An 18,356-nucleotide genomic window follows, 5' to 3' on the forward strand; every position below is an offset into this window, starting at 1 on the left:
AATCTTCCAATCAATTAATCTATGAAGGATCCACATCCACCACAAATCTCACAGAGCGAAACTCAGGTCTTGATTTAAGCTCTTCGGTTATTTTCCAGAGGTGCTCTTTGAAAGTGACTGGAGTATTTCCTGAGCGATCCAATTTGATCAAACTCTCAAACTGATATTGATTTTTAATCCGTGCGATGATGCCTTTCTCCGGGCCGAGGACAATTTTCTTTATAGGAATTTCAGCCATCCCATGATGAAGATTTAGTGCAGCTTTTTCTGCTACTTTGAAGTCGGTGTGTCGTGTAGTGATCTTTACCAGTTTTACAAAAGGCGGATAATAAAACTTTTTACGGTCATGAATTTCATGATTGAAAAATTCAAAGTAATCGCCCTTAATCACCTGAGTATAAATCTGTGTTTCAGGATCTCTGGTTTGCAGGATTACTTGTCCCTGTACTTCCCTTCGTCCAGCTCTACCAGCCACTTGTGTGATTTGCTGAAAAGCTCTTTCTCCAGCCCGGAAATCAGGAAAGTTTAAAATTCGATCTCCATCCCAAATCCCGACTACTGTCACACGCCCAAAATCCAAGCCTTTGGTAATCATCTGAGTTCCCACCAAAATATCCAGATTTCCAGATCCAAATTCATCCAATAAGCGCTGGTATCCATGTTTGTTTCTGGTCGTGTCCAGATCCATTCTGCCAATTCTAGCTTCAGGGAAAAGCAAACTCAAAGATTCTTCGATCCTTTCTGTGCCCATACCCATCGTGGTCAATTGCGTACTTCCGCAGGCAGGGCAGGAGCTAGGTGTTTTTTCCTTGTATCCACAATAGTGGCAGCGAAGTTCTTCGGAAAACTGATGATACGTTAAACTCACGTCGCACTGCACACATTGGCCAGTCCAGCCGCAATCTTCGCATTGAATATAAGGTGAGTAGCCTCTACGGTTTTGGAAGATTAAAACTTGTTCTTGCCGCGCTAGAGCATCTTGTATTTTTTCCCTAAGTATTCTTGTAGTGTCTAGCTTGAGTAAGTTTTTGCGCTTATCCGCAGCCAAATCTGCCAGATGAAAGTTAGGCATGGTAGCATCACCGAATCGATGTGTTAATTCCACATAGCCGAATTTACCTTGGCTTGCATTGAAGTAAGATTCAAAAGAAGGAGTAGCGGATCCCAAAAGCGTCCTGGCCTGATGAAAATGGGCCAACATAATGGCAGAATCCCTTGCCTGAAACCGTGGCGCAGGATCAAATTGCTTATAGCTTGATTCATGTTCTTCATCGACGATAATCAATCCTAAACTATCGAAAGGCAGAAAAATCGATGAGCGAACCCCGACTACGAAAGAGAATCTCCCGCTTAATACGCCATTCCAAACTTCCACCCGCTCGTTATCAGAATACTTCGAATGGTACACGCCCATCTGACTGCCAAATACCTTTTTTAGACGCGTTACAATCTGAGTAGTAAGTGCAATTTCAGGTAATAGCAATAATACCTGAGAGCCGGAATCCAGCACTTCACGTATCATCTGAATGTATATCTCCGTCTTACCACTTCCTGTCACTCCATGAAGCAGGACGGATTGCTTACTTTCAAATTGATGCTTGATTTCTTCGAAAGCTGCTTGCTGGCTGGTAGAAAGTACGGCTGGTTCGGATTCAGGTTCTTCTTCGGCAAGCCTGTTTACTACGACTTTGAAGGATTCGAAAATCCCGTTTTTGATTAGCGTCTTAAGAGAACTTTCAGAATCACCTTCCTCTAAGAGTGTTGCTTTATCAAGTCCAGTTGAATTTGACTTTGGTTTTTGAAGGACCGGGACATCTCGTAGGTATTTTAATAGAATTGATTCCTGTTTTGCCTTTCCAGCTAAGGCTTCAAAAACTTCCTGTAGTGCGTTTTTGCTAGCTAACAGATCCGGCGTTAATCGAATCCTCGTCTCAACCTTTGGAGTATATTTTTCCTGTATTTTTTCAAAAATCAGAATTGCTTCCTTTTTAACAAGACTCTTTAAGATAGGATGGATACTCTTGATGGAAAGCACTTTTTCGCAGTCATCATAAGAAAGCTCAGGCTGATTTTCCAAAGCATCCAAAATCAGAATTTCACGGGCATCCAATGGATATTTGCTTTCCTCCCTATCGAAGTTTGGATTGAGTTGAACTTTGCTTTCGCTACTTAATCGTAAGCCAGAAGGCAACGCTGCATGCATTACTTCACCGATATGGCAGAAATAGTACTCGGCCATCCAAACCCAAAATCGAATCTGAAGCGGATTTACGCTGGGTGTATCATCCAAAACTTCCAAAATTGGCTTAGCTTGATAAGCTTGCGGGGGTTTATTGTGGACTTTTCCAATGATTCCCGTGAGGACTTTTTTCTTTCCAAACTGTACAATCACGCGAGCCCCCAGATTGATCTCTGGCTGCATTGAATGCGGAATGCTGTAAGTGAACATCCTTGGAATTGGAACGGGCAGGATGATATCTGCGAAATTATTTCCGCTTCCTGAAGGATATAAATCTTGATCTGAACAAAGGCTTTCCAAGGACTAAGCTAAATAGGGAAGTTGTGAAATCGCTTCTTCATACGCACTAACTGGCTTGCGACAGGCGTGATCAAAGCAAACATAAATTAAGGCATTTCCTTCCTGATCGGGTGTTTTGTCGGCAAGAATAGCGGCATTTTGTGTCAAACTACCTGAAAAAGCTAAAATCATATTAGGCGAATAGTTTTGCTGAAATTCCTTAGCCTTCTCGGATGCTCCCTTTCCGACAATAGCGATTTCAGCAGTTGGGACAAGCTTTTCCAAAAATAGACTTGCCCAATTACAGAGGAATCCAGGTTCCTTTAGGGTCAAATCTTTCATGCCTCCAAGCATTTTTGAAGCTATTTCCGAGTATTTCTCTTCATATGTGAAAAGTGAAAGTCTATGAAGATTCCCTGCCATTATTGAATTGGAAGCAGGGATTACGTTGTCAAATAGCTCTTTTTTATTAGCGATCAGTTTTTCTGCTTTGGGATTATTGAAGAAGAAAAAGCCATCGCTTTCATCGTAAAACTGAGCGATACAAAAATCGGTCATCGATCTCGCAAAATCCAACCATCTAGCATTTCCGGTTGCTTCAAAAGCCATCATGGAGGCTCTAATCACAGCTGCATAATCTTCCAAAAAGCCGGGAGTATAAGCACTTCCGTTTTTGTAGGCACGATGTAAAACTCCATCAATTAATAGTTTTTCCTGAAGGAATTCAAGATTCCTGATTGCCAAATCAAGCATGCTTTTTTTGCCCGTAGCATAATAGGATTGGATTAGTCCAGCGCTCATCAGGCCATTCCAGCCGCTGAGGATTTTATCATCTTTCCCAGGATATATCCGTTGATTTCTGACTTCCAGAAGTTTGGTTTTTAATGTCTTTAGTTTGGTCTGAAATTCTTCTAAACTTATTCCAAACTCTTCGGCAATTGTTTTTTCGGCTTCTGTTTGGAAAAGAATATTCACGCCTTCTTCCCAGTTTCCTCCTGGTTTGAGGTTGTAGAGTTTGCTAAACCATGGTAATTCCTCGGGAATGATTTGTTGGAGTTCCTGATAAGTCCAAACATAGAATTTGCCTTCCACGCCTTCCGAATCAGCATCTTGTGCAGCATGAAATCCACCTTCTCCATTCTGCATTTCTGCATCTAACCAAGCGACTGTTTCATTGACTTTTTCTTTGAAGAAATCATCTTTGCTTACTTGATATGCTTTTGCATACAATTCCAGCAGTTGCCCATTGTCGTATAGCATCTTTTCGAAGTGGGGAGCAAACCATTCTCCGTCCACAGAATAGCGGGCAAATCCACCTCTCAGTTGGTCATAGATTCCACCCATTCCTATCTTTTTCAACGTGAAAAAGACCTTTTCCAACATTTGATCATTCTTGCTGAGCACAGCATAATCTAAGATGAAATGCCAAATTGTCGGCATTGGGAATTTCGGTACGCGATTCATTCCCCCCCATTCTGAATCAAATTGAGCAATTATCTTGGTTGCAATCTCTGCGAGTTCATCGGGGTCCAACTCCTGATTTCCTGCAGTAATTCCGTATTTCTCGGTTTCTTTTCTATTAAGACTGTTGCCAAATCCTTCTGCACTTTCAGCCAGTTGATCTTCATGTTTTTCAAAGGCATTGGCGATGTTTGATAACAGCTCTTTCCATTGCTGATTTGGGAAATAAGTCCCACCATAAAAAGGCTTTTGATTCGGCATCAAAAAAACATTCAGTGGCCAGCCACCTTGCAATCCCATGGCCTGTACAGCATCCATATAAATATTATCGATATCAGGTCGCTCTTCCCGATCGATTTTGATGCATACGAAATGCGCATTCATGATCTCAGCAGTAGCCTCATCCTCGAAACTTTCACGCTCCATCACATGACACCAGTGGCACGCCGAATAGCCGATTGAAACCAAAATCGGTTTGTTTTCGCTTTTCGCTTTTTCCAAAGCTTCTGGGCCCCAAGGCATCCAGTCAACAGGATTGTGCGCGTGTTGGAGTAGGTAGGGGGATTGGGAATGAATTAGGAGGTTGGACATTTGAGATTGGAGAATTTAGTTGAATTAACCCACCAAGGGTTTCAAACCCTTCTTGGGTTCAGAGATTTAATCTCTTTTGAAAAATCAAATTCCCTATTCAATCGTTCCAGCTTTTGGAGAAGATTGTTAAGAAATTTATGATGACCTTCACTTTTTGGGTTGAGTGCTCGATGGGCAAGTTCTAGCTTGATTTTTTGGAGTTCAAGCACTTTTGCTTGGGTTTCATTGCTGAAGTATGAATTACTCCACTTTTCCCAGATGTAATCTTCGGCTTCTTCAGATGGGTGGATCAGATCTTTTTTATAAAATCGATAATCACGCAATTCGTCCATCATCACCTCATAGGCTGGGTAGTAAGAGACAAAGGAAAATTTGTTTTCCAACTGCGAACAAAGGACACGAAGCAGGCTTTTACTTAACTGATTTTCTGGTATTCCGTCTTTGATGTGACGAACAGGGCTGACGGTGAGGATAATTTTTAGGTTCGGAAATGCTCTGGAAATATTCCCGAAAATGTGGTTAAAATGGAATTCCATTTCGTCCAGCGGCACCAGTTTTTTGCTGAACTGCTTTTGGGGAAGTTTATGACAATTGGCTACTCTGCCAAAGTCTTCGGTTTCATATATCCAGGCTGTACCAAAGGTCAATATTAGATGTGAGCCAGTTTCCAGGTATTGCCTGACCGAGGAAAGTTGATGAGCATATTTCTGCTTAAGTTCTTCGGGCGATTCAGCATGGAGGTCAGAGTGCACTCCAAGATAGAAGTACAGCCCTTCTCGCTCCAAAATCCCATTTTCTTCCAGCTTGTCCTGAAATATTGCATGATCCAGTAGATCACCCAGAATCATCGGATGGAAAATCGTCCCGAAAGGATTGACTAGACAATCCATTTTAGCATCAATCATTTTTTGCCCAATCGTCTGAGCAAAGCAGGAACCCATACTAAGGATTTTGCTCTGATGGGAAATAGGAAATTGTGATTCAGGAATAGTGAATTCGGTGGACCATTGCATACCCGAAATTAAGGATTTGTGACGGATTGTTTTAACCGCGGAGAGCACAAAGGTTTCACTGAGAGCTAATAGGTCAATAGTCATTGTCCTGCTTCTCCAGAAGCTGGATGTTTTTATTTGCTGTCATTCGTCGCTCCACAAATGGCTTTTCTTTAAGTATTTTGCTTCTTTCTAAAAATTTTACAGCAATTCTGTGATTTTTCTCAAAGATTATAGACTAATGGAGTAAATGAAATCAAATGAGTAAAGAGGAAGAGTTCGTCAATCTAATCCATGAAAATCAGGGGCTGATCTATAAGATCACCTCGATTTATGCGAAGGAAAAAGCTGAACAGGATGATTTGTATCAAGAGATTGTGTACCAGACGTGGAAATCTTTTGATCATTTCAAAAAGGCTTCCAAACCGAGCACTTGGCTTTATAGGGTAGGGATGAACACCGCGATTACTCATTTGAATAAGTCAAAAAAGCAATTAAATACCTTGCCTTTTGAGCAGATTACGCTTCAATTTTCCGAACCTCAGGATTCGGAGAAAGAGGAGAGAATTCAAATGCTCTATGCACAAATTCGAAAATTGAACCTGCTAGACCGTGGTATTATCTTTCTCTTTTTGGAAGAAAAAACCTACGAGGAAATTGCCGAGATATCCGGAATCTCAGTCAGTAATGTAGGGACAAGAATGTCTAGAATCAGACAAAAACTTAAATCAGAAATGAATCCTAAATCAGTAGAATATGGAACTCGATGAAATGAAATCCCTTTGGGCTGACCTTAGTCTGCAAGTGGAAAAACAAGACAAAATTCAAAAAGAACTCTTAATGCAAATCACCAAACAAAAATTCAGAAGTAAACTCAATGGGATTCGAATTCCCGAGCTCATCGGCTCATTTATATGTGTGTTTTATGCGATGTATTTACTTTCATATTTTGGAGAGTTTGAGATGTGGTACAACCAGATTTTTGCTTTGATCACTATTCTAATTCTAATTGTGTTACCTACAGCTAGTCTGACTGCAATAAAGGCTATGCGTAATGTGAGAATAGATTTAGATGCACCGGCAACAATTCTGGAAAAGTTTAGAAAAAGTAAGGATAGATTCTGGAAGGTGCAGCGCTATGGGATGATTTTGGGAGGAGTTTTAATGATCACGATTTTGCCTCCTTTGACAGAGTTGAACGGTTCTGTAGATAAGATAATGAATCCCGTGTTTTGGATGATCTATATTCCAGGCGGCTTTATATTTATGTATTTAATCACCCAATGGGCCTATAAAAAATACAACGGAACGATTGATTCCTCTGAGAAAATGCTTCGTGAATTAGATTGAAAAATGGCTTAGAAGTTATAATGAGCAAAGTCGAAATTAATTATGTTATACTAAACGCATTTCGGCTTTGCTTCATGTGACTGATTGCTAATTACTTATTTTCTTGCTTCTTCCTTTTTCACTTCTTCCCAAAGACTTTTGACTTTCAAATCTCCATATCCATAGATTGGGAATTTAATATGAAATGCTCTGAAAATTTTTCCGAAATCATCAGTACCCAATTGAGCAGAGATTTCTTTCAATGCGGCCTTAGGTTTACCCGGATAATCTCCATGGGGAATCGACTCCTTCCATGCTAATACGGCTGGATATAGAAATGGAAGTTCCGGACTTGTCTGCTTAGAAAGGGTAATCGCCTCAGAAACATCCGGTCTCTCATACAACTCCCACATGTGACTTAAGATATGTCTTTCGTTTGTGGTAAGTAATTTAGCATCTCTAAATGCCTGCTCCAATTGCAGCTGATTCATTCCACCAAAGCCTTCAATTAAATCCGTAGTAGGGGAAACCAAGTAAACTGAGCCTTTGTGCTTTTTTAGCAAATGCATTACAAACCATAAATTCACCTGACAAAACAGATCGTTCTCAAACCAGAGATAGACTTGTGTTTCAGATGAAGCAGTCATGATTTTTTCAAACTCAGGAACTACTTTGGTGAAATAATCTTCCTTTGCTGCCCCTTCATAATTTTTGGAAAGATACTTATCTCGAATCACCCAAAGCTCTTCTATAGAATGGGCTTTTACAGGTCCGTCAACTAAGCATTCCCTCGCCACTGCAATTTCTCCAGGGAGGCTGGCTGGGAATGAAGATGCTAAAGAATCACCATTTAATACATGTAGCATATGAGTGTTTTTGGTTTTTTGTGAAGATTAAATTTATTGAAGTACGGATCATTTCCCTAAAAATTCTCCCCATTTATATGAGGCCTGTATATAATGTAAAGGCATCCATTTAATTTTTATGTTTACCTAATTTTGGACTAAAAGGTTCCAAACTGTAGCTATTGGATAGCTTTGATTTGCTTCTTGAAGAAGAAAGAGGTTGGAAATCAATTAATTTATTTATAGAGAAATATTCTAAAAAGTAACTCTTACAAAATACCTCAAGGGTGTTATGTTTGGAACGTTTATCTTAAAAGATTCCATGTTTTATTCTACCTAGAGTGAGATTGGAATTGCTGAAGTTTTGATTAAAAGGTTGTTGATAGTTCTTATTTAAAGATTGCTAAATTTTACTTTTTTTTAATTAAGTGGGTTAAATATGGATGAATAGTTTTCGAAAATCTGAGAATTTTATATTAGCCAGTTAAAAATCTCCAATGATTTCATTAAAAATGTGTTTTAAACTGTTTTTTAGCCTTCTGTCTTAATATAAGTGCGTCTCTGGGTTGTTTGTAGTATTTTTCATTGACCAAAAATATAATACAATGAAATTAAGAGCTACTACGATCTTTGCTTTTATTATTTTACTCGGATTTTTCGAGTCAGATGTATTGGCACAGAGTACTTATCAAACCCCTCCTAAATCAATAGCTGATTTGGTGAATGCACCAAATACGCCTTTTGTAAGATTCAATAAAAATGGTGAGTGGATGTTGCTCATGGAGAGATCGGACAATCCCACCATTGAGGTATTGTCCCAGCCAGAGTTGAAGATTGCAGGAATGAGAATCAATCCTGCTACCTCCGGACCAAGCCGACAAATCGGTGTAGAGAATATAAAAATCAAAAAAACTCAATCGGGTGAAGAATTTCAGATCACAGGATTGCCTGCTAATCCTAACATGGGTGATTTCAGATTTTCCCATGACGAGAAGTATATGTCTTTTACCCAAACCGAGGTAGATGGAATAAGTCTCTGGGTAGTGGATTTGACTACAAATGCTGCAAAAAAACTTACGGAGAAGATCGTTAATGACGTTTACGGGAATTCTGTCATATGGACTCCGGAGAATAATTTATTGGTGAAAGCTGTGAATCCTTCCCGCGGCTCTATTCCTGAAAAACCTTCAGCTCCGGTAGGACCGATCATTCAGGAAACTTCCGGAGATGCTGCTCCAAGTAGAACTTACCAAGACTTACTCGAGAACCCTTACGATGAGACTCTTTTCGCATACTTTATGGATTCTCAGTTGATGGAAATTGATTTGGACGGAAACAAAAAACCAATTGGATCAACAGGTATGATTAAGTCTATGGATTTGTCACCTGACGGTTCGTATTTAATGGTTGAGTTGATTAAAAAGCCATTTTCTTATTTGGTTCCAGCAAATAGATTTCCTTATGATGTAGAAATATGGGCAAAAGATGGTAAGAAATTAAAAACATTGGCGCAAATCCCATTGGATGAGAATAGGCCTACAGGATTTGATGCGACTGTGACTGGTCCGAGAAATATCAGCTGGAGAGCGGACAAGCCTGCTATGCTTTATTGGGTGGAAGCTCAGGATGGTGGAGATGCCCGTGTTGATATGGAGGAACGGGAGATCGTGTATACGTTGGCTTCTCCATTTACAGGGTCCAAGCAGAAACTTGCAACTTCAGCATACAGATTTGCAGGAATAGATTGGTCAGACGATTCTTTCGCCATTATGAATGAGCGATGGTCTAGAACAAGAAAAGATATGCGCTCAATAATTAACCCTTCTGATCCATCACAGGCTAAGGAGGTTATTATTGATCGATCATCTGATGACTTATATAATGATCCAGGGGATCCAGTGATGGTGGAGAATGAGTATGGTAGAAATATAATGTTGAGAAAAGGGGATTTGGTATACATGACAAGCCCAGGTGGTTCACCGGAAGGAGATATGCCGTACCTATCAACTTTTGATACAGAAACCAAGGAAGAGAAAATCTTATGGAGATCCCAAGCTCCTTATTATGAACGAGTTTCTAAAGTCTTGAATGACGATGCCTCAGAATTTATCACAATAAAAGAGAGTACGGATATACAGCCTAACTATTGGTTGGTAAACACCAAAAAGAGAGTTGCTCCAAGACAAATAACCAATTTTGACAATCCATATGAGTCTATTAAAGGTATTCAGAAACAACTGGTTACCTATGAAAGGAAAGATGGTTTGAATTTATCAGCAGTGATTTACACCCCTGAGGGTTTTGAGCCAGGGAAGGATGCTCCACTACCGGTTTTGATGTGGGCCTATCCACGAGAATATAAATCAAAAGAGGTAGCAGCTCAGGTGAGAGGGTCACAATATGCCTTTACTAGAGTTAGTTCAGGTTCACCACTATTCTGGGTCACACGTGGCTATGCCATCATGGATAGAACAGAAATGCCTATCGTCGGGGAAGGAGACAAAGAACCGAATGATTACTTCATAGATCAGCTGGTAGCAAATGCGGAAGCTGCTATTGATGAGATAGTAGATTTAGGGATAGGTGATAGAAATAGAATTGCTGTAGGTGGACACTCATATGGAGCATTTATGACTGCAAATTTACTGTCACATACGAATCTCTTTGCTGCGGGTATAGCCCGAAGTGGCGCTTATAATAGAACATTGACTCCTTTTGGATTCCAATATGAGCAGAGAACTTATTGGGAAGCTCCGGAAGTCTATTTCAATATGTCTCCATTCTCATTTGCTCATAAAGTAGAAACACCAATACTTCTGATTCACGGTCAGGCGGATAATAACTCCGGAACTTTTCCAATTCAATCTGAGAGGTATTATAATGCTTTAAAAGGACATGGTGCCACGGCAAGATTAGTCTTTCTGCCTAATGAAAGCCATGGATATGCTGCTAAAGAGTCGATCAACCATATGCTATGGGAAATGGATAACTGGTTGGAAGAATATGTTAAGAATAAAAACGTAATAGAAAAGACAAAATAAATGCCTGTAAGTCCAAAAAACACCCTTTCTGGTAATATATCAGAAAGGGTGTTTTTTTATTTCCCTTTCAAGATTTATACTCCGGCTAAGAGGCTGAAAGGTAAACGAGATACATTTTATATTCAATTTATTTTTTAAACGGAAAGCAGGTTTTAATTTTTTTGGTTCATATTTGACATATAAATCAAAATAATTTTGATAATTATTGAAAATATGGTTTAAAAATTATTAAAAAATTACATTTTTAATGTGATTTTAGTTAAAAATGGTTTTTAGTACTTCTGAATCCTAAAGGATATTACACCCAACTAAAGCCATACCCAGAGTAATCTCTCAAAAATATCGAAGGTAAAACTTAAGACACTGCAAGCTCATAGTGAGTTTGTTGATTACTAACTATTTATAAATACTTATGAAAAAAACATTACTCAGTTTGCTCCTTGGGCTGCTAGTGATTGTTACAGGTTTTGCGCAGAGCAAAACTGTGACAGGGAAATTGATTTCGGCTGAGGACCCGGAAGGACTCATAGGAGTCAGCGTTTTAGTAAAAGGTACTACTATAGGAGTAGTTTCTGACATTGATGGTACTTACAGTATCGAAGTACCTGAAGGATCGCAGACATTAGTATTCAGCTACATTGGATACAGCTCTGTGGAAGAAGTGATTGGCAACAGATCCGTGATTAATATCACTATGGAGTCTGATCTTCAAAATTTGGATGAAGTAATCATTACTGCCTACGGAACAGCGGACAAGGGAAATTTTACAGGGTCTGCCATTTCCTTGAAAGGTGATCAGATTGCCAATCGTCCTATTAATAACGTTGCGAATGCTATAGAGGGTCAATCACCAGGTGTAATAACAACATCTGCATCTGGCCAACCAGGGTCTACTCCAGATATTAGAATCAGAGGTATAGGATCTGTAAATTCTGACAGCGACCCTTTGTATGTAGTGGATGGGGTACCGTATGATGCCAATATTTCAAACTTGAATCCTGAGGATATAGAAGATATGACTATCCTTAAAGACGCATCTTCTGCAGCGTTATATGGATCAAGGGCTGCAAACGGTGTGATAATGATTACTACCAAAAGAGGAAAGAAAAATACTTCAAATTTCTCATTTAGAGTTCAGCAAGGTACTGCAAGTAGGGCTTTACCGGAATACGATAAAGTAAGTGCTGGACAGTATTATCCTCTAGTTTGGGAGTCTTTGAGAAACAGCCAGCTTACAGGAGGCAAAGATGAAGCGACTGCCGCTACTTATGCATCCGAAAACTTGATAACAGTACTAGGATATAATGTTTACAATGTTCCTGATAATCAAATTGTGGGCAGCGATGGTATGTTGAATTCTTCTGCAGTTAACAATTTCCAAAGTCTTGACTGGTTCGATGATATTGTAAGCACAGGAGGCAGATCTGAATATACCATGTCTTACAGTGGAGGTTCTGGAAACACGGATTACCTAGCTTCTGTAGGCTATCTGAACGAAAAAGGATTTATTGTAAACTCTGATTTTGAAAGATTCACCGGTCGATTAAACATTAATACTTCACCTACAAAATGGTTTAAGACTGGTGTGAACCTTTCGGCCACTATGAGTGATGGCAATAATGCGAGAACAGGAGGAAGTACCAGTTATGTGAATCCAATGTTCTTCGCCAGAAACATGGGTCCTATCTATCCTGTATATGCACAGACACCCATGACTGGAGGTTATGTTTTGGATGAATTTGGAAACAGAGTTTTTGATACGGGGGATTTAATTGCCTTAGGCTTGCCGAGAAGAGGTACTGGCGGATCCCCTGGTCGTCATGCCTATCAAGAGGCGCTATTAAATGTAGATCAAATTGATAGAGACGTGATTTCTGCCCGTGCTTACGCAGAAGTTACTTTTCTAAAACACTTTGCTTTAAGAACTAATATTGCGACCGATGTGACGTCACTATTAGACATAGGTTATGATAACCCAATCGTGGGCGATGGTGCGCCTGCGGGACGTACTAATCGCGCTAACTCTCGGACAAATTCATATACGTTCAATCAATTGTTGACCTATACAAATACCTTCAGCGATAAGCATTTTGTGGAAGTATTAGTAGGTCATGAGAATTATGACTACAAATACAACTATCAGTATCTGGCTAAGCAGGATCAGATATTGGAAGGTAACATTGAGCCAGGAAACTTTGTAACTATTAGCTCTGCAAATGGTCGTGTGGATAGACATAGAATTGAGTCAGTGTTCTCTCGAGTGAATTATGTATTTGATGACAAGTATTCTTTGTCAGGCTCATTCCGAATGGATGCTTCTTCTAAGTTTTACGAGGACGTAAGAAGAGGTGATTTCTATTCTATCGGGGCTGCCTGGAATATTGATAAAGAATCCTTTTTTGATGTGGATTTCTTCGATATGTTGAAGCTTAGGGCTTCTTATGGTGAAGTAGGTAATGATGCTATTGGTGGTTATTATCCATGGCAGGCACTTTACGACCTAGGTTATAACAACGCTTCAGAACCTGGTATTCTTCAAGCTAGTCTTGCAGCGGAAGATTTGCTATGGGAGTCTAACAATACATTTGATGTAGGTATTGACTTTGCTTTTGCACGGAGATTTTCCGGAACATTGGAATACTACAACAGACAGTCTGAGAATTTGCTATTTGAGGTTCCTTTGTCTCTGACTACAGGTCTGGAAGAGAAACTTCAAAACATAGGCACACTTGCCAATACAGGTATAGAATTTAGTATCCAAGGTGATATCATCAGAAACAATGATTTCACATGGACAGCAAGTGCCAATATTTCAACCTTCAAAAATGAGTTCAAGAAACTTCCATTTGATGAGCAAATTGATGGCACTAAAAAACTTATGGTTGGTAGATCGATTTACGATTACTGGTTAAGAGATTGGTATGGCGTAGACCCAGAAACAGGCGAAGGGCTATTCAGAGCTGAAGAATATGCGGAGGATGATCCCACTACTAAAATTGTTGGTCAGGATACATTAACTACTCGTTCCAATAATGCTAAGTATCACTTCGCAGGAACTTCTATCCCTGATTTCTTTGGTGGGTTAACGAACACTTTCACATACAAAGGTTTTTCTTTGAATATCCTGCTCTCTTATTCCGTTGGCGGAAAAATGTATGATGGCATATATGCTGGTTTGATGAGTGCAGACCCAGATGGCAACGCACTTCATGTAGATGCATTAGATAGATGGACTCAGCCTGGTGACATAACAGACGTACCTAGAATGGATGTGACTACAGCTGCCCAATCAAACGCTGCCTCCGACAGATGGCTAATAGATGGATCTTATCTGAATTTACGGTCAATCAATCTAAGTTATAATTTGCCAAAAACTCTTCTGCAGCGAATAAGTGTTGGCGGTGCTTCAGTGTACGTGGCAGGTGAAAATTTAGGATGGTTGTCCAATAGAAAAGGAATGTATGTTTCAGGTGAATTTGACGGAACTACATCAAACGCTTACACTCCTGCAAGAACCTTTACGGTTGGTCTTAATGTCAACCTTTAATCAGAGATAATTATGAAGAAGATATTTAAATCAATTGTTGTAGTTGCACTTCTAATGAATTTTAGCTGTGCAGACGATTATTTGGACACCATACCAACAGATGCGGTGTCGGCATCATCGGTATTCACGTCTACCCAAAATGCCATGACGGCGTTGAATGGAATTCATAGAATGTTACTTCTGAGATTCGATAGTCAAGGGCAAGCAGCCGAAGGAGCTGTGATGATAATGCGCGATGTAATGTCTGAAGATCTGGTGATGACTACTCAGGGAAATGGTTGGTATGTGTCGTTTTCAAGGTGGCAAAACCACAATTTGGAAACAAGTGGGGACAGCCGCTTTGTATGGAGATATTATTACCGAGTAATTGGTAATGCCAATATGATTTTGGCGGGAATAGATGCTGCTGAAGGTCCACAGGAAGAAAAGGACGAAATCACAGGTCAGGCCCTAGCGTATAGAGCATGGGCTCATTTCAATCTAGTGCAGCTGTATGGAGAGCGCTACGATGCAGCAGGAGGAAATACTCAGCTTGGTGTCCCGATTGTGTTAGAACCAATCACTGAAGGCGGCGCCAGAAATACTGTAGAGGAAGTTTATGCCCAAATCAATGCTGATTTAGATGCTGCTATTGGCCTACTCGATGAAAGCAGGAATGCCAAATCCCACTTGAATATCAATGTGGCTAAGGGTATCAAAGCAAGAGTTGCAGCTACTCAGGGCAACTATTCTCTTGCTGCTACTTTGGCTAATGAAGCAAGAGAGGGCTATTCTTTAATGTCTCAGGATGCCCTTTATGACGGTTTCAATAATGTAGATAATGAAGAGTGGATATGGGGGAGTCATCAGGTAGATGATCAGCAGACATACTTTGCTTCATACTTTGCTTACATGTCTCTGAATTTCAGCTCTACAAACATTAGAAACAATCCTAAGGCAATCAGCAGTAAACTTTACGACATGATTTCGGACACAGATGCTAGAAAGGGCCTTTGGGATCCAAATGCTTCTGACCCCGATTTGAGAGATCCTTACATCGATGAGATGACCTTATCTAGCTTTGCAAAAATCGATTATATGAACCGCAAATTTATAGCTCAAGGAAATGCATCGTCTGTGGGTGATGTTCCATACATGAGAACTGCAGAAATGATTTTGCTTGAAGCAGAGTCTTTGGCAAGGTCAGGAAATGATGCCGCTGCTGCTGACGTTTTGTTTGAACTAGCATCAGCTAGAGATGACGCTTACACAAAAACGACAAATACTGGTGCAGCTTTAATTGAAGAAATCATGGTTCAGCGTAGAATAGAATTGTGGGGTGAAGGCTTCAGATTCTATGATTTAAAACGCTTGAATCTTCCATTGGATAGAACTGGATCGAACCATGTGGAATCAGTAATCAATGGAAAATTCACAGAGCCTGCCGGAACTAACAACTGGCAGTGGCAAATTCCTATTGATGAATTGAATGCCAATGAAAATATGGTACAAAATCCATCGTAAAATTTAGAATATAAATAAAATGCCCGAGGGATTTTCCTTCGGGCATTTTTACATTTATGAGATTTTCACTTCGTAAAACTCAATGGGCAAATCATCAGGATCAGCGATAAACGTAAAACGTTTTCCCGTATGTTCATCAACACGAATTGGTTCAGCAGTTATTTGATTCATGGCTAACTCCGCTACAATGGCATCAAGATCTGATACTGTAAATGCTAGATGTCTCAAACCGGCAGCTTCCGGTCTGGAAGGACGATCAGGTGGTGATGGAAAAGAAAAAAGCTCGATGATATATTGACCATTAAGACTTAGGTCAAGCTTGTATGAATCTCTTTCTTCCCGGTAAACTTCCCGAATTATCTCAAGACCAAGAACCTCAGTGTAGAATTTTTTAGAACCTTCATAATCGCTGCAGATAACAGCGATGTGATGGACAGCTTCTAGATGTAGCATGATTAATCCTTTAAATGTTTTACCAAGAAGTCAGCTGTGGCTTGATCCACACGGATCATATTTGACCACTTCATCCAGTGATGCGTGTCTCCTGGAATTAGAATCGATTCATACGATTTACCCATTTCTTCAAATCTTCTGATCAAGTCGGCCGTTTGGCTTACAGATACATTTCTATCATCATCTGCATGAATAAATAATACTGGTGAAGTCCACGTTTTTAGGTCAGCCATCGGTGAGGACTTCCAAGCTATTTTCTTTGCTTCTTCGTAATCAGCCGCAACTTCATATGTTTCCGGTAAGTCATAGCGTCCATCTAAATCATGTACTCCATGGATGTCTACACCAACCTTGAATAAATCCGAATCTCTGGCAAGCGCCAAAGCAGTCAGATATCCCCCGTAGCTGCCACCATATATTCCGATTTTGTCTCCGTCGACTTGAGATAAATCCGCCAAAAATTCTCCTCCAGCTTTGATGTCCTGATATTCTACAGCGCCTTGATAATATCCATAGGCTGGCCTATGAAACTCATAACCATAACCGATTCCCAAGCGATAATTTACCGAAAGAACTACAAAGCCAAGCTCTGCTAGATATTGATTGAGTGCATAGGTATTAGAATAATAATCCATGTAGCTCCATCCCAAAAGCATCTGACGCTGAGGTCCTCCATGTGCGAAAATTACTCCCGGTTTTTTAGCTGACCCTCCTTCTTTTTCAAATAATTGACCATACACTGTCGTACCGTCTGGAGCAGTAAACTTCACTTGTTTGGGTATGATTAGTGATTTCTCAGGAAAATCAGTTGGAATAATGTTTTCCTGAAGTAAGTTGGTGCTTTTGTTATCATTGATGGCGATTAAGTGTGAGCGCTGTGCTGTAGCGCTGAAATATGCTTTTTTGCCCTCATTGCCTATCCAAACTGGATAGGCTTCTATTCCGGTTCCTGATGTTTCCCAAGTCAATTTGGCGCTGTCGATCTCAATCGATCCAATATGTCTCCGATCCAAGTCATCAGATTCTGATCCTGTGTTAGCGGAGAAAATAAGGTTTTTGCGATCTGAGCTGATTTTGATTTGTTCCACCATATAGTCTCCCGGAGTTAGAAGTTTGGTTTCTCCAGAGTCGGTGTTTATAGAATACAAATGCTGCCAACCGTCTTCATAAGACTGGAATACTAGATTTCCATTTGCCCCAAAGGAAATGAATGGGTATGAATAGGAGCCTCGCAAAGTCTCTGGTGCTTTCCACAGTTTTTTAGCTTCTCCGGTTTTTGCACTGGAAATCCAAATTTCCCAAGGATTATGTCGTGGTTCCAGAAGGTCAAATGCAGCACCTTTTCCACCTTGAAGTCTGATGAAAGCAATGTCCTTGCCGTCAGGAGACCACTGAGGAAGTACATCGCGATGAAAGGATGGAGAAATCCACTGGATAGGAGTGGAGGAGTCTGAAAAAATGCCAACTAGACTGTGCGAACCTCGGTTGGAAACGAATGCAAGACGAGTTCCATCAGGAGAAAATTGTGCTGAATTTAAATTTCCTTTTACTTCGAAAAGCTGGGCTGGTTTAGATGTATCGGATAAGTTTGCTGTCCAGACCTGTCCTCCTTTGATAAAAGCCAGTTTATCAGGAAATCCTACAAATGGATCGTCTCCTTCTGTTACTATTTCAGCTTTTCCGTTTGCCAGATTGATTTTCCAGATTTGAACTTTTGGTAATTCAGGTAGATTCTGTGCGTTTACTGTAGAAGAAGCATTTCCACCTCCGTGATCGCCACCCCGTACAAAAACTAGCCAATTACCATCGGGCGTGAACTGCAAACTGCTGATTTCCTGCCCATCATCCTCTTTGAAAGCAGTTAGTTTCTTCGGTTCAAAAGATGGCCCCTCTGCTAAATACACATTCCGCCTTCCTTGCTCGTTCATGGCCCAGGCAATTTTTTCACCGACAGGTGAGGAGGTTAATTCAGAGGGAAAACTAAATTTCCCTACCTGCTCCATTGTAAAGGACTGTGCTGCTAAAAAATGATTGCATAATGAAAAAATGAATAATAAAATGAGAGTCTTTTTCATA

The 18,356-nt window shown here is 40.2% G+C and carries 11 protein-coding genes; 5 read left to right on the plus strand and 6 right to left on the minus strand.

The genetic code is table 11. The annotated features are described in order from the left end of the window. Positions 1-19: 19 nt before the first annotated feature. From priA to AACZ73_RS14460, 3 genes are read right to left on the minus strand one after another with little or no spacing between them, the layout of a single operon-like run. Entirely contained in the window at positions 20-2,539 is a 2,520-nt protein-coding gene (gene priA, locus AACZ73_RS14450) for a primosomal protein N' (RefSeq protein WP_339878892.1), read from the minus strand. Positions 2,540-2,542: 3 nt separating this feature from the next. Then, complete coding sequence (locus AACZ73_RS14455; RefSeq protein WP_339878893.1) at positions 2,543-4,570, minus strand: thioredoxin domain-containing protein; 2,028 nt, start codon at positions 4,568-4,570, stop codon at positions 2,543-2,545. A 41-nt stretch (positions 4,571-4,611) separates the two neighbouring features. Continuing rightward, on the minus strand, positions 4,612-5,583 hold the full coding sequence (locus AACZ73_RS14460; protein WP_339878894.1) for a GSCFA domain-containing protein: 972 nt from the start codon (positions 5,581-5,583) through the stop codon (positions 4,612-4,614). Positions 5,584-5,822: 239 nt separating this feature from the next. On the opposite strand from AACZ73_RS14460, the gene AACZ73_RS14465 reads away from it, so the two are divergent. Together AACZ73_RS14465 and AACZ73_RS14470 are read left to right on the plus strand one after the other, a co-directional pair. Beyond that, a complete protein-coding gene (locus AACZ73_RS14465) occupies positions 5,823-6,332 on the plus strand; it encodes a sigma-70 family RNA polymerase sigma factor (RefSeq protein WP_339878895.1) in 510 nt (169 codons plus the stop codon). Then, complete coding sequence (locus AACZ73_RS14470; protein WP_339878897.1) at positions 6,319-6,912, plus strand: hypothetical protein; 594 nt, start codon at positions 6,319-6,321, stop codon at positions 6,910-6,912. Before AACZ73_RS14465 ends, AACZ73_RS14470 begins: the two co-directional genes overlap by 14 nt. 95 nt (positions 6,913-7,007) lie before the next feature. Here AACZ73_RS14470 and AACZ73_RS14475 read toward each other — a convergent pair whose 3' ends face one another. Next, complete coding sequence (locus tag AACZ73_RS14475) at positions 7,008-7,757, minus strand: DUF1835 domain-containing protein (protein ID WP_339878899.1); 750 nt, start codon at positions 7,755-7,757, stop codon at positions 7,008-7,010. 584 nt (positions 7,758-8,341) lie between these two features. On the opposite strand from AACZ73_RS14475, the gene AACZ73_RS14480 reads away from it, so the two are divergent. The 3 genes from AACZ73_RS14480 (at position 8,342) to AACZ73_RS14490 (ending at position 15,827) form a co-directional block, all read left to right on the plus strand. Beyond that, positions 8,342-10,777, plus strand: coding sequence for a prolyl oligopeptidase family serine peptidase (locus tag AACZ73_RS14480; RefSeq protein WP_339878900.1), 2,436 nt, complete (start codon positions 8,342-8,344; stop codon positions 10,775-10,777). Between the two features lie 412 nt (positions 10,778-11,189). Continuing rightward, positions 11,190-14,324: a TonB-dependent receptor gene (locus AACZ73_RS14485; protein WP_339878901.1), complete on the plus strand. Its 3,135-nt coding sequence runs from the start codon at positions 11,190-11,192 to the stop codon at positions 14,322-14,324. Between the two features lie 12 nt (positions 14,325-14,336). Continuing rightward, on the plus strand, positions 14,337-15,827 hold the full coding sequence (locus tag AACZ73_RS14490; protein WP_339878903.1) for a RagB/SusD family nutrient uptake outer membrane protein: 1,491 nt from the start codon (positions 14,337-14,339) through the stop codon (positions 15,825-15,827). A 54-nt stretch (positions 15,828-15,881) separates the two neighbouring features. On the opposite strand, the gene AACZ73_RS14495 is transcribed toward AACZ73_RS14490, so the two are convergent. Beyond that, a complete protein-coding gene (locus tag AACZ73_RS14495; protein WP_339878904.1) occupies positions 15,882-16,280 on the minus strand; it encodes a VOC family protein in 399 nt (132 codons plus the stop codon). A 2-nt stretch (positions 16,281-16,282) separates the two neighbouring features. Beyond that, positions 16,283-18,355, minus strand: coding sequence for a prolyl oligopeptidase family serine peptidase (locus tag AACZ73_RS14500; RefSeq protein WP_339878906.1), 2,073 nt, complete (start codon positions 18,353-18,355; stop codon positions 16,283-16,285). Position 18,356: the final 1 nt, after the last annotated feature.

This window comes from uncultured Algoriphagus sp. (assembly GCF_963974835.1).
Taxonomy (GTDB): domain Bacteria; phylum Bacteroidota; class Bacteroidia; order Cytophagales; family Cyclobacteriaceae; genus Algoriphagus.